At 65.4% G+C, this 14246-nt stretch carries 9 protein-coding genes; 8 read left to right on the top strand and 1 reads right to left on the bottom strand.

All coding sequences use genetic code 11. The annotated features are described in order from the left end of the window. Positions 1–110: 110 nt before the first annotated feature. A complete protein-coding gene (locus ATB98_RS10615) occupies positions 111–998 on the top strand; it encodes a GNAT family N-acetyltransferase (protein WP_066873136.1) in 888 nt (295 codons plus the stop codon). Between the two features lie 399 nt (positions 999–1397). Here ATB98_RS10615 and ATB98_RS10620 read toward each other — a convergent pair whose 3' ends face one another. After that, positions 1398–3683 carry an NADP-dependent malic enzyme gene (locus ATB98_RS10620; protein ID WP_066873139.1) on the bottom strand — a complete coding sequence of 762 codons (2286 nt, stop codon included), beginning with the start codon at positions 3681–3683 and terminating at the stop codon, positions 1398–1400. 102 nt (positions 3684–3785) lie between these two features. Here ATB98_RS10620 and mutS point away from each other — a divergent pair, with 102 nt between their 5' ends. The 7 genes from mutS to ATB98_RS10655 all read left to right on the top strand — a co-directional run bounded on the left by mutS (position 3786) and on the right by ATB98_RS10655 (position 14048). After that, on the top strand, positions 3786–6533 hold the full coding sequence (mutS, locus tag ATB98_RS10625) for a DNA mismatch repair protein MutS (RefSeq protein ID WP_066873142.1): 2748 nt from the start codon (positions 3786–3788) through the stop codon (positions 6531–6533). 235 nt (positions 6534–6768) lie between these two features. Beyond that, positions 6769–9618, top strand: coding sequence for a [protein-PII] uridylyltransferase (locus ATB98_RS10630; protein ID WP_153435729.1), 2850 nt, complete (start codon positions 6769–6771; stop codon positions 9616–9618). After that, entirely contained in the window at positions 9615–11222 is a 1608-nt protein-coding gene (gene murJ / locus ATB98_RS10635) for a murein biosynthesis integral membrane protein MurJ (protein ID WP_066873146.1), read from the top strand. The genes ATB98_RS10630 and murJ overlap by 4 nt, the downstream gene beginning before the upstream one ends. Next, on the top strand, positions 11219–11608 hold the full coding sequence (locus ATB98_RS10640) for a VOC family protein (protein ID WP_066873153.1): 390 nt from the start codon (positions 11219–11221) through the stop codon (positions 11606–11608). Before murJ ends, ATB98_RS10640 begins: the two co-directional genes overlap by 4 nt. A gap of 94 nt (positions 11609–11702) precedes the next feature. Then, positions 11703–12767: a tryptophan--tRNA ligase gene (trpS, locus tag ATB98_RS10645; protein WP_066873156.1), complete on the top strand. Its 1065-nt coding sequence runs from the start codon at positions 11703–11705 to the stop codon at positions 12765–12767. A gap of 107 nt (positions 12768–12874) precedes the next feature. Next, positions 12875–13366: a universal stress protein gene (locus tag ATB98_RS10650; RefSeq protein WP_066873159.1), complete on the top strand. Its 492-nt coding sequence runs from the start codon at positions 12875–12877 to the stop codon at positions 13364–13366. 115 nt (positions 13367–13481) lie between these two features. Then, on the top strand, positions 13482–14048 hold the full coding sequence (locus ATB98_RS10655; protein WP_066873161.1) for a NifU family protein: 567 nt from the start codon (positions 13482–13484) through the stop codon (positions 14046–14048). Positions 14049–14246 lie beyond the last annotated feature (198 nt).

Consider the following 14246-nt stretch of genomic DNA (forward strand, 5'->3'; position numbering starts at 1 on the left):
TCTCCCTCCGCTTCCGCCGGCAACGGGATTGTTTGCTGCGCCCGTGTCACTATCTTGTTGCAGAAACGTGGTCTAACCCCGGCAGGAACGGCGATTCGGGATGGCACCGTATGATGATCGAAATTCTGGATTCCGCGCGCGTGGTTGACGCTTCCAACGCTTGTGTCCGCCAGACTGTTGCGGCTGCGGCGGCCGATGTTCTCGGCCGGATCGCCAATCTCGAGACGCGACTCGCCCGTTCCGCCGCCGAGATCGATGCCGCCCAGGCGGTGCGCTATAGGGTCTTCGTCGAGGAGATGAACGCGCAGGCGACGCCCGAGGCCGCGCGGCGCAGGCGCGACGTCGATGACTGGGACGCGATCTGCGATCATCTGCTCGTACTCGACACCTCCATCGAGGGCGATCCGGAAGAGCAGATCGTCGGCACCTACCGCCTGTTGCGCCAGGAGATCGCCGAGCGGGCCGGCGGCTTCTACTCGGGCTCCGAGTTCGCGATCGGCGACCTGCTGGCGCGCCATCGCGGCAAGCGCTTCATGGAGCTCGGCCGCTCCTGCGTCCTGCCCGAATACCGCACGAAACGCACGGTCGAACTGCTCTGGCAGGGCAACTGGGCCTATGCGCTGAAGCATGGCATCGACGCGATGTTCGGTTGCGCCTCGTTTCCGGGCGTCATTCCGGAAGAGCATGCGCTGGCGCTCTCCTTCCTGCACCACAACATTCGGGCAAAGGACGAGTGGGCGGTTGCCGCACGGCCGGAACGGCATCGGACGATGGACCTGATGCCGCCGGAAGCGGTCAATCCGAAGAAGGCGCTCTCGGCCCTGCCGCCGCTGATCAAGGGCTACATGCGGCTCGGCGCCATGGTCGGCGACGGTGCGGTCGTCGATCACGCCTTCAATACCACGGATGTTCTGATCGTCCTGCCGATCAGCAATATCTCCGGCCGCTACCTCAACTATTACGGCGCCGACGCAAGCCGCTTTTCCTCCGTCTCATGATCCCTCTTCGGTAGAGCATTCGAACGCCTGTGCCCGTCGCATGCAGCCGCCGTGGTGCGTCCAGGCTCCGCCTAGTATTAACCAGTTATTAATGATGAATTTGACTTTTGATCTTGAAGGGTCGAAGTGTAGCTCGTGGTTGATCTGGATTTCATGACGAAGCAGTGCAAGAACACAAGGGGAAGGGCTTCGCAGCCGGCTAGGAGGGAAGCCGACGCGCGCGCCAAAATCCTCTCATTTCATGACGTACGAAGTAGATCGGCCACAATATATTGAGCCCGCCTCCGTTATCGGGAAGCGGGCTCTTGTTTTGTCGAACTTGTATGTATCGTTACTGCACGACCTCAAGCGAAATGTTTAGCCGCGGTACGATCCCGTTCCGAAACGATACACCCCCGATCAGGTACCGGCATTATAGGCCGCGATCGCGGCGAGGTTGACGAGGTCGGAGTCCTTGGCGGCCATCGAGGCGATCTGCACCGATTTGTCGAGGCCGACGAGCAGCGGGCCGATGACCGTCGAGCCGCCCAGTTCCTGGAGCATCTTCGTGGAGATCGACGCCGAGTGGAATGCAGGCATCACCAGCACGTTGGCCGTGCCGGAGAGCCGGCAGAACGGATACTGCTCCATCACGCGCTGATTGAGCGCGACGTCTGCGGCCATTTCGCCGTCATATTCGAAATCGACGCGGCGCTTGTCGAGGATCTTCACTGCCTCGCGCACGCGTTCCGAACGCTCGCCGGACGGGTGGCCGAAGGTCGAATAGGCGAGCATCGCGACGCGCGGCATATAGCCGAGCCGCTTGGCGAGCCCGGCGGCCTCCTCGGCGATGTCGGCCAGTTCCTCGGCCGTCGGCATGTCGTGCACAGCGGTGTCGGCGACGAGCACCGTGCGGCCGCGGCAGAGCGCAAGCGAAACGCCGATGACCCGGTGGCCGGGCTTGGCGTCGATGCAGCGGCGCACGTCCTCGAGTGCGGTCGAATAGTTGCGGGTGAGGCCGGTGACCATGCCGTCCGCGTCGCCGAGCGCTACCATGCAGGCGGCAAAATGGTTCCGGTCGGTATTGATCAGGCGCTGCACGTCGCGGAAGAGATAGCCCTTGCGCTGCAGCCGGGCATAGAGGAAATCGGTGTAGGCGCCGACGCGTTTCGATACGCGCGCATTGACGATCTGGATGCCCGCGCGGTTGAGGTCGATGCCTTCGCGTTCGGCGGTCTCGCGCATCACTTCCTCGCGCCCGAGCAGGATGGCGGTGCCGAGCGCCTGGTTGGCATAGGCGATGGCCGAGCGCATCATCTGCACTTCCTCGCCCTCGGCAAAGACGATCCGCTTCGGCTGGCGGCGCACTCTTTCGAAGATGCGCTGCAGGGTCGAGGCGATCGGGTCGCGCCGCGCGGAAAGCTGCTGCCCGTAGGCGGCGAGGTCCTCGATCGGCTTGCGCGCGACACCCGTCTCCATGGCGGCCTTCGCCACGGCCATCGGGATCGCCGAGATGAGGCGGGGGTCGAAGGGGACGGGAATGATGTATTGCGGTCCGAAGCGCGGCCGGTTGCCCTGGTAGGCGGCGGCGACGTCGTCCGGCACGTCCTCCTTCGCCAGGTTCGCGAGCGCCTCAGCCGCGGCGATCTTCATCGTGTCGTTGATCGTCGAGGCGCGCACGTCGAGGGCGCCGCGGAAGATATAGGGGAAGCCGAGGACGTTGTTGACCTGGTTCGGATAATCGGATCGCCCGGTCGCGACGATCGCGTCGTCGCGGATGCGCGCAACCTCCTCCGGCGTGATCTCCGGATCCGGGTTGGCCATGGCGAAGATGATCGGCCGCTCCGCCATGGACAGCACCATCTCCGTCGACAGCGCGCCCTTGGCCGAGAGGCCGAAGAACACGTCGGCGCCGTCGAGCGCCTCGGCGAGCGTCCGGCGGTCCGTATCGACCGCATGCGCCGACTTCCACTGGTTCATGCCGTCCGTGCGGCCCTTGTAGATGACGCCCTTGGTGTCGCAGAGGATGACATTCGCCGGGTTGAAGCCCATCGCCTTGATGAGCTCGATACAGGCGATCGCCGCAGCCCCGGCGCCGTTGCAGACGAGCCTGGTCGTCTTGAAGTCGCGGCCGGTCAGCGCCAGCGCGTTGATGAGACCGGCGGCGGCGATGATGGCGGTGCCGTGCTGGTCGTCATGGAAGACGGGAATGTCCATCACCTCGCGCAGCCGCTGCTCGATGATGAAGCAGTCCGGCGCCTTGATGTCCTCGAGGTTGATGCCGCCGAAGGACGGGCCGAGGAAGCGCACGCAGTTGACGAACTCGTCGACATTCTCGGTATCGACCTCGAGGTCGATCGAATCGACGTCGGCGAAGCGCTTGAAGAGGACCGACTTGCCCTCCATCACCGGCTTCGAGGCGAGCGCGCCGAGATTGCCGAGGCCGAGGATGGCGGTGCCGTTGGAAATCACCGCCACCATGTTGCCGCGCGCCGTGTAGTCGTAGGCCGTCGCCGGGTCCTCGGCGATGGCTTTGACCGGCACGGCGACGCCGGGCGAATAGGCGAGCGACAGGTCGCGCTGCGTCGCCATCGGTTTCGTCGGCGCGATCTCCAGCTTTCCGGGGCGACCCTGGGCATGAAAATCGAGCGCCTCCTGCGCGGTCACGCTCGTCATCGTGCGGTCTGACTTGTCGGTAGCCGGCATCTTTCCTCAACCTCCTGTGGGCGATCCTTTCGATCCGCCTCTTTGTTGTTGTCGTCTATAAATGCTTGCGGATAGTGTGACATCTCTTTTTTTGGAACAATCATGAATTTCCTGATGGATGCATCGAGCCCAGCGGGCGACGTCCTTTCCGTGTCCGATCTCGCCAGCCAAGAGAGCCGCTCCGCCGCCACGCCGATGATGGAGCAGTTCATCGAGATCAAGGCGAACAACCCGGATTCGCTTCTGTTCTACCGCATGGGCGACTTCTACGAGCTGTTCTTCCAGGACGCCGTGGAGGCTTCCCGCGCCCTCGGCATCACGCTGACGAAACGCGGCCAGCACCTCGGACAGGAAATCCCGATGTGCGGGGTGCCGGTGCATGCGGCCGATGACTACCTGCAGAAGCTGATCGCGCTCGGCTACCGCGTCGCCGTCTGCGAGCAGGTGGAGGACCCGGCCGAGGCCAAGAAGCGCGGCAGCAAGTCGGTGGTGCGCCGCGACGTCGTGCGCCTGGTGACGCCGGGGACGATCACCGAGGACAAGCTGCTTTCGCCATCGGAATCGAACTACCTTATGGCGCTCGCCCGTATCCGCAGCGGTTCGGAACCGGCCTATGCGCTTGCCTGGATCGATATTTCGACCGGCATCTTCCGCCTGGCCGAGACGGGCGACAGCCGTCTGCTCGCCGATATCCTGCGCATCGAGCCGCGCGAACTGATCCTGCCCGACACGGTCTTTCACGATCCGGAGCTGCGCCCGGTCTTCGACGTGCTCGGCCGCGTCGCCGTGCCGCAGCCCGCCGTCCTCTTCGACAGCGCGACGGCGGAGGGCCGGATTGCCCGCTACTACGGCGTCAAGACCCTCGACGGCTTCGGCAGCTTTTCCCGCGCGGAGCTTGCGGCGGCCTCGGCGGCGATCTCCTATGTGGAGAAGACGCAGCTTCAGGAGCGCCCCGCCCTCGGCATCCCCGAACGGGAAAGCGTCGCCTCGACCCTCTTCATCGACCCGGCGACCCGCGCCAATCTGGAACTCGCCAAGACGCTGTCGGGCTCGCGCGAGGGAAGCCTGCTCAGGGCGCTCGACCGCACGGTGACCAGCGGCGGCGCCCGGCTCCTCGGCGAGCGGCTGATGTCGCCGCTGACCGACCCGGAGCGGATCAACCGACGGCTCGATTCGATCGAAATGCTTGCCGACCAGCCGCGCTTCGCGGCCGATGTGCGCGACGCGCTCCGGCGCGCGCCGGACATGCCGCGGGCGCTGTCCCGGATCGCGCTCGGCCGCGGCGGCCCGCGCGATCTCGGCGCCATCCAGGCGGGGCTGCGGGCGGCCGCGGCGATCTCGGCGCTGCTCCTGCGCGCCGAGCTTTCCGCCGAACTCACCGAGGCGCGGGACAAGATCGCCGCCCTGCCGGCGGAATTGCTGGCGCGGCTCGATGCGACGCTCGCCGAGGAGCTGCCGCTCCTGAAGCGCGACGGCGGCTTCGTCCGCGAGGGCGCGAGCGCCGAGCTCGACGAGATGCGGGCGCTGCGCGACCAGTCGCGCCGGGTGATCGCCGGCCTGCAGCTTCAATATTGCGAAGAGACCGGCATCAAGTCGCTGAAGATCAAGCACAACAACGTGCTCGGCTACTTCATCGAGGTGACCGCCGGCAATGCCGGCGCGATGACCGATACGGACGCCGGCCGCGCCCGCTTCATCCATCGCCAGACCATGGCGAATGCCATGCGCTTCACCACCACCGAACTCGCCGAGCTCGAAACCAAGATCGCCAACGCCGCCGACCGGGCGCTGGCGATCGAGCTGGAGACGTTCGAGGCGATGGCGCGCGAGGTCGTCGCCCATGCCGAGGCGATCAAGGCGGCAGCGCTGGCGCTCGCGACGATCGACGTCTCGGCAGGACTTGCCATCCTGGCCGAAGAGCAGAACTATGTGCGCCCCACGGTCGACCGGTCACGCAGGTTTTCCATCGACGGGGGGCGCCATCCCGTCGTCGAGCAGGCGCTGCGCCGCCAGGCGGCCAATCCCTTCGTCGCCAACGGCTGCGACCTCTCTCCGCCGGAGGGCGAGGAGGGGGGCGCGATCTGGCTCTTGACCGGCCCCAACATGGGCGGCAAGTCGACCTTCCTGCGCCAGAACGCGCTGATCGCGATCATGGCGCAGATGGGCTCCTTCGTGCCCGCCGCCGCGGCGCATATCGGCGTCGTCGACAGGCTGTTCTCCCGCGTCGGCGCCTCCGACGACCTCGCCCGCGGCCGCTCCACCTTCATGGTCGAGATGGTCGAGACGGCGGCGATCCTCAACCAGGCGACGGACCGGTCGCTCGTCATCCTCGACGAGATCGGCCGCGGCACGGCGACCTTCGACGGCCTGTCGATCGCCTGGGCGGCGGTCGAGCATCTGCACGAGGTCAACCGCTGCCGGGGCCTCTTCGCCACCCATTTCCATGAGCTGACGGTGCTTTCCGAAAAGCTCGGCCGGCTGTCCAACGCGACGATGCGCGTCAAGGAGTGGGACGGCGACGTGATCTTCCTGCACGAGGTCGGCCCGGGCGCCGCCGACCGTTCCTACGGCATCCAGGTCGCCCGCCTTGCCGGCCTGCCGGCCTCCGTGGTGGCAAGGGCGCGGGACGTGCTCGCCAAGCTCGAGGACGCCGACCGCAAGAACCCGGCGAGCCAGCTGATCGACGACCTGCCGCTCTTCCAGGTCGCGGTCCGGCGCGAGGAGGCGGCGAGAGCATCCGGGCCCTCGAAGGTGGAGGAGGCGCTGAAAGCGCTGAACCCGGACGACATGACGCCCCGCGAGGCGCTCGAAGCCCTTTATGCGCTGAAGAAGGAGGCCGCCAGCCGCTGATTTCGCCGCCCCCGTGCCTGTCTCGCATCCGTCCGCGGCGGCACCGATTTTTCCTGTCATTCCGGCGGCAAAAAGGCTATACAGCGGCGCATGCCTTTCTCGTAAGGTGCGTAGTAGTGCTTGAAATGCTGCATGATTCCGGCCCAGGCCAGGCCTCGATCCGAATGACATGCAGGAGCGCTTGCACATGCAGCGGACCACACAATCAGTCGGACAGGACGCCCCTCGGCACTTCATGGCCAGACACGAAACTTCCTTTCCCGAAATTCTCGACGTCGCGGGCCTCCGGGCGAAATGCGACTTCATCGCCTCCGCCCATGCCGAGCAGCGCGAGCCAATGCGTCGCGCCTTGCTCGCCGCCTTCAAGGCGGCGAACGTCGCCGGGCGCGCCAAGGCGCGCGAGCTGCTGACGGCGGATGGCGCGGGGCTGAAATGCGCCGAGCGCATCTCCTGGCTGCAGGACCAGCTCATTACGGTGCTGCATGACTTCGTGCTGAACCAGGTGTTCGACGCGGCGAACGCGCCGGCCGCCGCGCGCATCGCGGTAACCGCCGTCGGCGGCTACGGCCGCGGCACGCTCGCCCCCGGCTCGGACATCGACCTCCTCTTCCTGCTGCCTCAGAAAAAGGCGGTCTGGGCGGAGCCGGCGATCGAGTTCATGCTCTATATTCTCTGGGACCTGGGCTTCAAGGTCGGCCATGCGACGCGCACCATCGAGGAATGCATCCGCCTGTCGCGCGCCGACATGACGATCCGCACGGCGATCCTGGAATCCCGCTACATCTGCGGTTCCGAGGAGCTGGCGAGCGAGCTCGAGGGGCGCTTCGACCGCGAGATCGTCCGCAATACCGGCCCGGAATTCATCGCCGCCAAGCTCGCCGAGCGCGACGAGCGCCACCGCAAGGCGGGCGACACGCGCTACCTCGTCGAGCCGAACGTCAAGGAAGGCAAGGGGGGCTTGCGCGACCTGCATACGCTGTTCTGGATCGCCAAGTATTTCTACCGGGTCAAGGACTCCGCCGATCTCGTCAAGCTCGGCGTCCTCTCGAAGCAGGAATACAAGCTCTTCCGCAAGGCGGACGATTTCCTGTGGGCGGTGCGCTGCCACATGCACTTCCTGACCGGCAAGGCCGAGGAACGCCTCTCCTTCGACATCCAGCGCGAGATCGCCGAGGCCCTCGGCTACCACGACCATCCCGGCCTCTCGTCGGTCGAGCGCTTCATGAAGCATTACTTCTTGGTCGCCAAGGATGTCGGCGATCTGACCCGCATCTTCTGCGCGGCGCTGGAGGACCAGCAGGCCAAGGACACGCCGGGAATCTCCGGCGTCTTCAGCCGCTTCAGGCACCGCATCCGCAAGATCGCCGGCACGCTCGACTTCGTCGACGACGGCGGGCGCATCGCCCTCGCAAGCGTGGATGCCTTCAAGCGCGATCCGGTCAACCTTTTGCGCCTGTTCCATGTCGCCGATATCAACGGGCTGGAGTTTCATCCGGCCGCGCTCAAGCAGGTGACGCGCTCGTTGAGCCTGATCACGCCGCAACTGCGCGAAAACGAGGAGGCGAACCGGCTCTTCCTCTCGATCCTCACCTCGCGCCGCAATCCGGAACTCATTCTGAGGCGCATGAACGAGTCCGGCGTCCTCGGCCGCTTCATCCCGGAGTTCGGCAAGATCGTGTCGATGATGCAGTTCAACATGTATCACCACTATACGGTGGACGAGCATCTGCTGCGCTCGGTCGACATCCTGTCGCGCATCGATCGCGGGCTGGAGGAAGATGCGCATCCGTTGACGGCGATGCTGATGCCGGGCATCGAGGACCGCGAGGCGCTCTACGTTGCCGTCCTCTTGCACGATATCGCCAAGGGACGTCCGGAGGATCACTCGATCGCGGGGGCCAAGGTGGCGCGCAAGCTCTGCCCGCGTCTCGGTCTCTCGCCGAAACAGACCGAAATGGTGGTCTGGCTGGTCGAGGAACACTTGATCATGTCGATGGTCGCGCAGACCCGCGATCTCAACGACCGCAAGACGATCGTCGATTTCGCCGAGCGCGTGCAGTCGCTCGAGCGGCTGAAGATGCTGCTCATCCTGACCGTCTGCGACATCCGCGCCGTCGGACCCGGCGTCTGGAACGGCTGGAAGGGGCAATTGCTGCGCACGCTTTTCTACGAGACCGAGCTTCTGCTCTCGGGCGGCTTCTCGGAACTGTCGCGCAAGGAACGGGCGAAGCATGCCGCCCACGTGCTTGGCGAGGCGCTCAAGGATTGGCCGCGCAAGGAGCGGGACGCCTATGTCCGGCTGCACTACCAGCCCTACCTCCTGACGGTGGCGCTCGAGGACCAGGTGCGGCACGCCTTGTTCATTCGTGATGCGGACCGCGCCGGCAAGACGCTGGCGACCATGGTCCGCACCCATGATTTTCACGCCGTCACCGAAATCACCGTGCTTTCGCCGGACCATCCGCGCCTCCTGACCGTCATCGCCGGCGCCTGCGCCGCGGCGGGCGCCAACATCGTCGGTGCGCAGATTCACACCACCTCGGACGGCCGCGCGCTCGACACGATCCTCGTCAACCGCGAATTCTCGGTGGACGAGGATGAGACGCGCCGCGCCGCGAGCATCGGCAAGCTGATCGAGGACGTGCTTGCCGGCCGCAAGCGGCTGCCGGAGGTGATCGCCAGTCGCACCCGGACGAAGAAGCGCAGCAAGGCCTTCACGGTCACGCCCGAGGTGACGATCAGCAACACGCTGTCGAACAAGTTCACCGTCATCGAGGTCGAGGGCCTGGATCGGCCGGGCCTGCTTTCCGAGATCACCACGGTCCTTTCCGACCTCTCGCTCGACATCGCCTCCGCCCACATCACCACCTTCGGCGAGAAGGTGATCGACACCTTCTACGTGACCGACCTGGTCGGCGCGAAGATCACCAACGAGAACCGGCAGGGCAACATTGCCGCGCGCCTGAAGGCGGTGCTGGCGGGCGAGGTCGACGAGGCGCGCGAGCGCATGCCCTCCGGCATCATCGCACCGGCCCATCTTCCGCGGTCGTCGCACGCCGCCAAACCGACAAAAGCCGAAACATGAGCTTGGTCAAGAAATTCGCAACCGTCGGCGGCGCCACGCTCGGCAGCCGCATCTTCGGCTTCGTCCGCGAAACCTTCATGGCGGCCGCGCTCGGCACCGGGCCGGTTGCCGACGCGTTCAATACCGCCTTCCGCCTGCCGAACACCTTCCGCCGGCTCTTCGCCGAAGGGGCGTTCAACTCCGCCTTCGTGCCGCTCTTCGCCAAGGAGATCGAGGCGCGCGGCATGGACGGCGCCCGCCGTTTCTCCGAAGAGGTCTTCGGCGTGCTGTTCACGCTGCTCTTGATCCTGACGATAGCCATGGAACTGGCGATGCCCTTCATCGTCCGGGAACTGATCGCTCCGGGCTTTTCCGACGATCCGGCGAAACTCGCGAGCACCGTCTCCTTCGCCACGATCATGTTCCCCTATCTCGCCTGCATGTCGCTGGCGGCGATGATGGCGGGCATGCTGAATTCGCTGCACCGCTATTTCGCCGCGGCAATCGCGCCGGTGTTCCTGAACATCATCCTGATCGGCGTGCTCGCCTATGCCTGGCTGAGCGGCCAGGACGCGATCGCCGTCGGCTACGACCTCTCCTGGGGCGTACTCGCCGCCGGACTGGTGCAGCTCGCGATCGTCTGGGTCGCCGTGCGCAATGCCGGAATCAGGATCGGCTTTCGCCGGCCGAGGTTGACCGCGAACGTCAAGCGCCTGCTCGTGCTGGCGCTGCCGGCGGCGATCACCGGCGGCATCACCCAGATCAACCTGCTGATCAACACCAACATCGCCTCCGCCAAGGAGGGCGCGGTCTCCTCGCTCGTCTATGCCGACCGCATCTACCAGCTTCCGCTCGGCGTCGTCGGCATCGCGGTCGCGACCGTGCTGCTGCCGGAACTCGCCCGGGCGCTGCGCGCCGGCAATCTCAACGAGGCGGCGAATCTCCAGAACCGCTCCGTCGAGTTCACGCTCTTCCTGACGCTGCCCGCTGCCGCGGCACTCCTCGTCATGTCGGAGCCGATCGTCCGGCTCCTCTTCGAGCGCGGCAAGTTCTCGCCGGAATCGACCGTCGTGGTCGGCCATATCCTGGCGATCTACGGCCTCGGCCTGCCGGCCTTCGTGCTGATCAAGGCCTTCATCCCCGGCTTCTTCGCCCGCGAGGACACCCGCACGCCGATGATCTTCGCCGGCATTTCCGTCGTCGTGAACGTCTCGCTGGCGCTGACGCTCTTTCCGTCGCTTGCCGCGAGCGGCATCGCCACCGCCGAGATCGTCGCCGGCTGGGTGAATGCCCTGCTGCTCTTCGCGACGCTCGTCTGGCGCGGCCATTGGGGCCGCGACGTCCCATTGCTGACAAGGATTCCCCGTCTCGTGATCGCCGCCGCGATCATGGCCGTCGCCTTGCATTTCGCCATCGGCTGGCTCGCCTTTCCGCTCTCGTCGGCGGCGCCGCTCGCCACCCGCGCCGTCACGCTCGGCGCGCTGATCGCCGCGGCGATGGTGATCTATTTCGCTTTTGCCTTCGGCCTCGGCGGCGCCAGCCTCGCGATGATCCGCCGAAGCCTGAGACGGGGGAAGTCGGCGCCGGTCGGAGCTGCGCCCGGCGAGGACTCGCAGGCACCATGAAGCAGACGATCGCCCGCGTCGCCATCGTCGTGCCGGACTACGACGAGGCAATCGCCTTCTATTGCGGCAGGCTCGGTTTCGATCTGGTCGAGGATAGCAGGCTCGCCGAAGGCAAGCGCTGGGTCGTGGTTCGGCCGAAAGGTGCGACGGAAACCGCGCTCCTGCTCGCCAGGGCCGAAGGCGAGAGGCAGCACGCTGCGATCGGCAACCAGACCGGCGGCCGGGTCGGCTTCTTCCTCTTCACCGACGACTTTGCCCGCGACCACCGGGCGATGCTTGGGGCCAGCGTCGAATTTCTCGAAGAGCCGCGCCACGAAGCCTATGGGACGGTTGCAGTCTTCGCCGATCCCTTCGGCAACCGATGGGACCTCCTGCAGCCGGCCTGATTGATGCCTCTTGATTGCGCCCGGGTCGCCGTGCATAAGCGCGGCGGACATCAACCTCGGGGACGGGCCCTCCACAAGTCCGATGGGAAACGATATGAACGAATTCAAGCCGCTCGTATTTTCCGGCGTTCAGCCGACCGGCAACCTGCATCTCGGCAATTATCTCGGCGCTATCCGCAAGTTCGTCGCGCTGCAGGAGAACAACGACTGCATCTATTGCGTCGTCGACCTGCACTCGATCACGGCGCAGCTCGTGCATGAGGACCTGCCGGGCCAGATCCGCTCGATCGCTGCCGCCTTCATCGCCTCCGGCATCGATCCCGAGAAGCACATCGTCTTCAATCAGTCGGCCGTGCCGCAGCACGCCGAGCTCGCCTGGATCTTCAACTGCGTCGCCCGCATCGGCTGGATGAACCGGATGACCCAGTTCAAGGACAAGGCCGGCAAGGACCGCGAGAACGCCTCGCTCGGCCTGCTCGCCTATCCGAGCCTGATGGCGGCCGACATCCTCGTCTATCGCGCCACCCATGTTCCGGTCGGCGACGACCAGAAACAGCACCTGGAGCTCACCCGCGACATCGCCCAGAAGTTCAATATCGATTTCATGGAGCACATCCGGGCGCGCGGCTACGGCGTCGACATCGTCGTTGGCGAAGAGCCGATCCATGCCTATTTCCCGCCGGTGGAGCCGTTGATCGGCGGACCGGCGCCGCGCGTCATGTCGCTGCGGGACGGCACGAAGAAGATGTCGAAGTCCGATCCCTCGGACCTGTCGCGCATCAACCTCATGGACGACGCCGACACGATCCTGAAGAAGATCCGCAAGGCCAAGACCGATCCGGACGCGCTGCCGAGCGAAGTCGAGGGACTGAAGAGCCGCCCGGAAGCCGAGAACCTCGTCGGCATCTATGCCGCGCTCTCCGACAAGTCGAAGGAAGCCGTGCTCGCCGAGTTCGGCGGCCAGCAATTCTCGGTCTTCAAGCCGGCCCTCGCCGACCTTGCCGTCAGCGTGCTTGCGCCGATCACCGCCGAGATGCGCCGGTTGATGGACGATACCGCGCATATCGACGCGATCCTGCGCAAGGGCGGCGAACGCGCCCGTGAGCGGGCGGAGAAGACCATGCGCGAGGTGCGCGAGATCATCGGCTTTCTGCAGTGATACGAAGGGTGGGAGGTTCTCTCCCATCAGCCGGAATCCACCGCCGTTGGTATGCTCCACCGAAATGAGACCTTGCAGGCGCCGTGCGGCGTTGTAATGTTCATCCCATGGTTTCGACCCGACTCTCACGACTGGAAGGTCACCGCCGCAAGTTCATGGCGGTGATCGACGATACGCCGGAATGCACCCGGGCGGTGCATTACGCCGGCATGCGCGCGAAGAATTCCAACGGCGGCCTGGTGCTGCTCTACGTCATCGCCGATGGCGACTTCCAGCAATGGCTGGGGGTCGAGGAGATCATGCGCGCGGAAGCCCGCGAGGAGGCCGAGGCGACGCTTGCCAAGGTCGCCCAGACGGTGCGCGAACGGATCGGCATCGAGCCGGAAATCGTCATTCGCGAGGGCATCGCCACCGAGCAGATCCACGCGGCGATCGAAGAGGACCGCGACATCGCGATCCTGGTGCTTGCGGCCGGATCGGCGAAGGAGGGCCCGGGCCCACTGGTTTCCTCCATCGCCGGAAAGGCGGCCGCCTTCCCGATTCCCGTCACCGTCATTCCCGATCTCCTGACGGACGAGGAAATCGACGCGCTGACCTGAAGGAAACATGCAGGTGAGGCGATAACGCACTTGCGGCTTCCACGCGAGGCACCTATATTTTTGAACAATTCTAAAGAGCCGGTCGAGAGGCGCTCCCGGCCGCATGGAGAAAGACATGTTCATCCAGACCGAAGCCACGCCGAATCCGGCTACCCTCAAGTTCCTGCCCGGCAAGGTCGTGCTGGAAAACGGCACGGCCGAATTCCGCAGCGTGGAGGAGGCAGAGGCCGGATCGCCGCTCGCCGCCCGGCTTTTCTCCATCCCCGGCGTCAACGGCGTTTATTTCGGTTACGATTTCATCACCGTCAGCAAGCAGGGGCAGGAGTGGCAGCACCTGAAGCCCGCCATCCTCGGCTCGATCATGGAGCATTTCATGTCCGGCCAGCCGATCATGTCGGGCGCCGGCCGTGCCGAGGAACAGGACGAGGAAGGCGAATTCTTCGACGAGGGTGACGAGGCGATCGTCGCGACGATCAAGGAACTGCTCGAAACGCGGGTGCGTCCGGCCGTCGCCCAGGACGGCGGCGACATCACTTTCCGCGGCTTCAGGAACGGCACCGTGTTCCTCAACATGAAGGGGGCCTGCTCCGGCTGCCCGTCATCGACGGCGACGCTGAGGCACGGCGTGCAGAATCTCCTGCGCCACTTCGTTCCGGAGGTCGAGACGGTCGAATCCGTCTGATCCGGGGCTCGTGGGGCTTCAGAGCATTTTGCAGTCAGGTGGAATCACTTGACGTCGCCCAAATGCGACAAAAACAAGCAGATAGAGCGTGGCGCGAACGCTATGTGAGCGCATCCAGCTCTAGGTCGTGTGGACTCTTGGGGATTCCCAAGGCTGAGCAAATCAGATTCAAGACTGTCTTTTGGAGGCAGTCATGGG

Origin of the sequence: Sinorhizobium saheli (genome assembly GCF_001651875.1) — a bacterium.
In the GTDB taxonomy this organism is placed as follows: Bacteria; Pseudomonadota; Alphaproteobacteria; order Rhizobiales; family Rhizobiaceae; genus Sinorhizobium; species Sinorhizobium saheli.

Bases quoted from the DNA above. Each gene is read 5' to 3' on its own strand.
- ATB98_RS10615 (WP_066873136.1), top strand. From the start codon at position 111: ATGATGATCGAAATTCTGGATTCCGCGCGCGTGGTTGACGCTTCCAAC.
- ATB98_RS10620 (WP_066873139.1), bottom strand. From the start codon at position 3,683: ATGCCGGCTACCGACAAGTCAGACCGCACGATGACGAGCGTGACCGCG.
- mutS (WP_066873142.1), top strand. From the start codon at position 3,786: ATGAATTTCCTGATGGATGCATCGAGCCCAGCGGGCGACGTCCTTTCC.
- ATB98_RS10630 (WP_153435729.1), top strand. From the start codon at position 6,769: ATGGCCAGACACGAAACTTCCTTTCCCGAAATTCTCGACGTCGCGGGC.
- murJ (WP_066873146.1), top strand. From the start codon at position 9,615: ATGAGCTTGGTCAAGAAATTCGCAACCGTCGGCGGCGCCACGCTCGGC.
- ATB98_RS10640 (WP_066873153.1), top strand. From the start codon at position 11,219: ATGAAGCAGACGATCGCCCGCGTCGCCATCGTCGTGCCGGACTACGAC.
- trpS (WP_066873156.1), top strand. From the start codon at position 11,703: ATGAACGAATTCAAGCCGCTCGTATTTTCCGGCGTTCAGCCGACCGGC.
- ATB98_RS10650 (WP_066873159.1), top strand. From the start codon at position 12,875: ATGGTTTCGACCCGACTCTCACGACTGGAAGGTCACCGCCGCAAGTTC.
- ATB98_RS10655 (WP_066873161.1), top strand. From the start codon at position 13,482: ATGTTCATCCAGACCGAAGCCACGCCGAATCCGGCTACCCTCAAGTTC.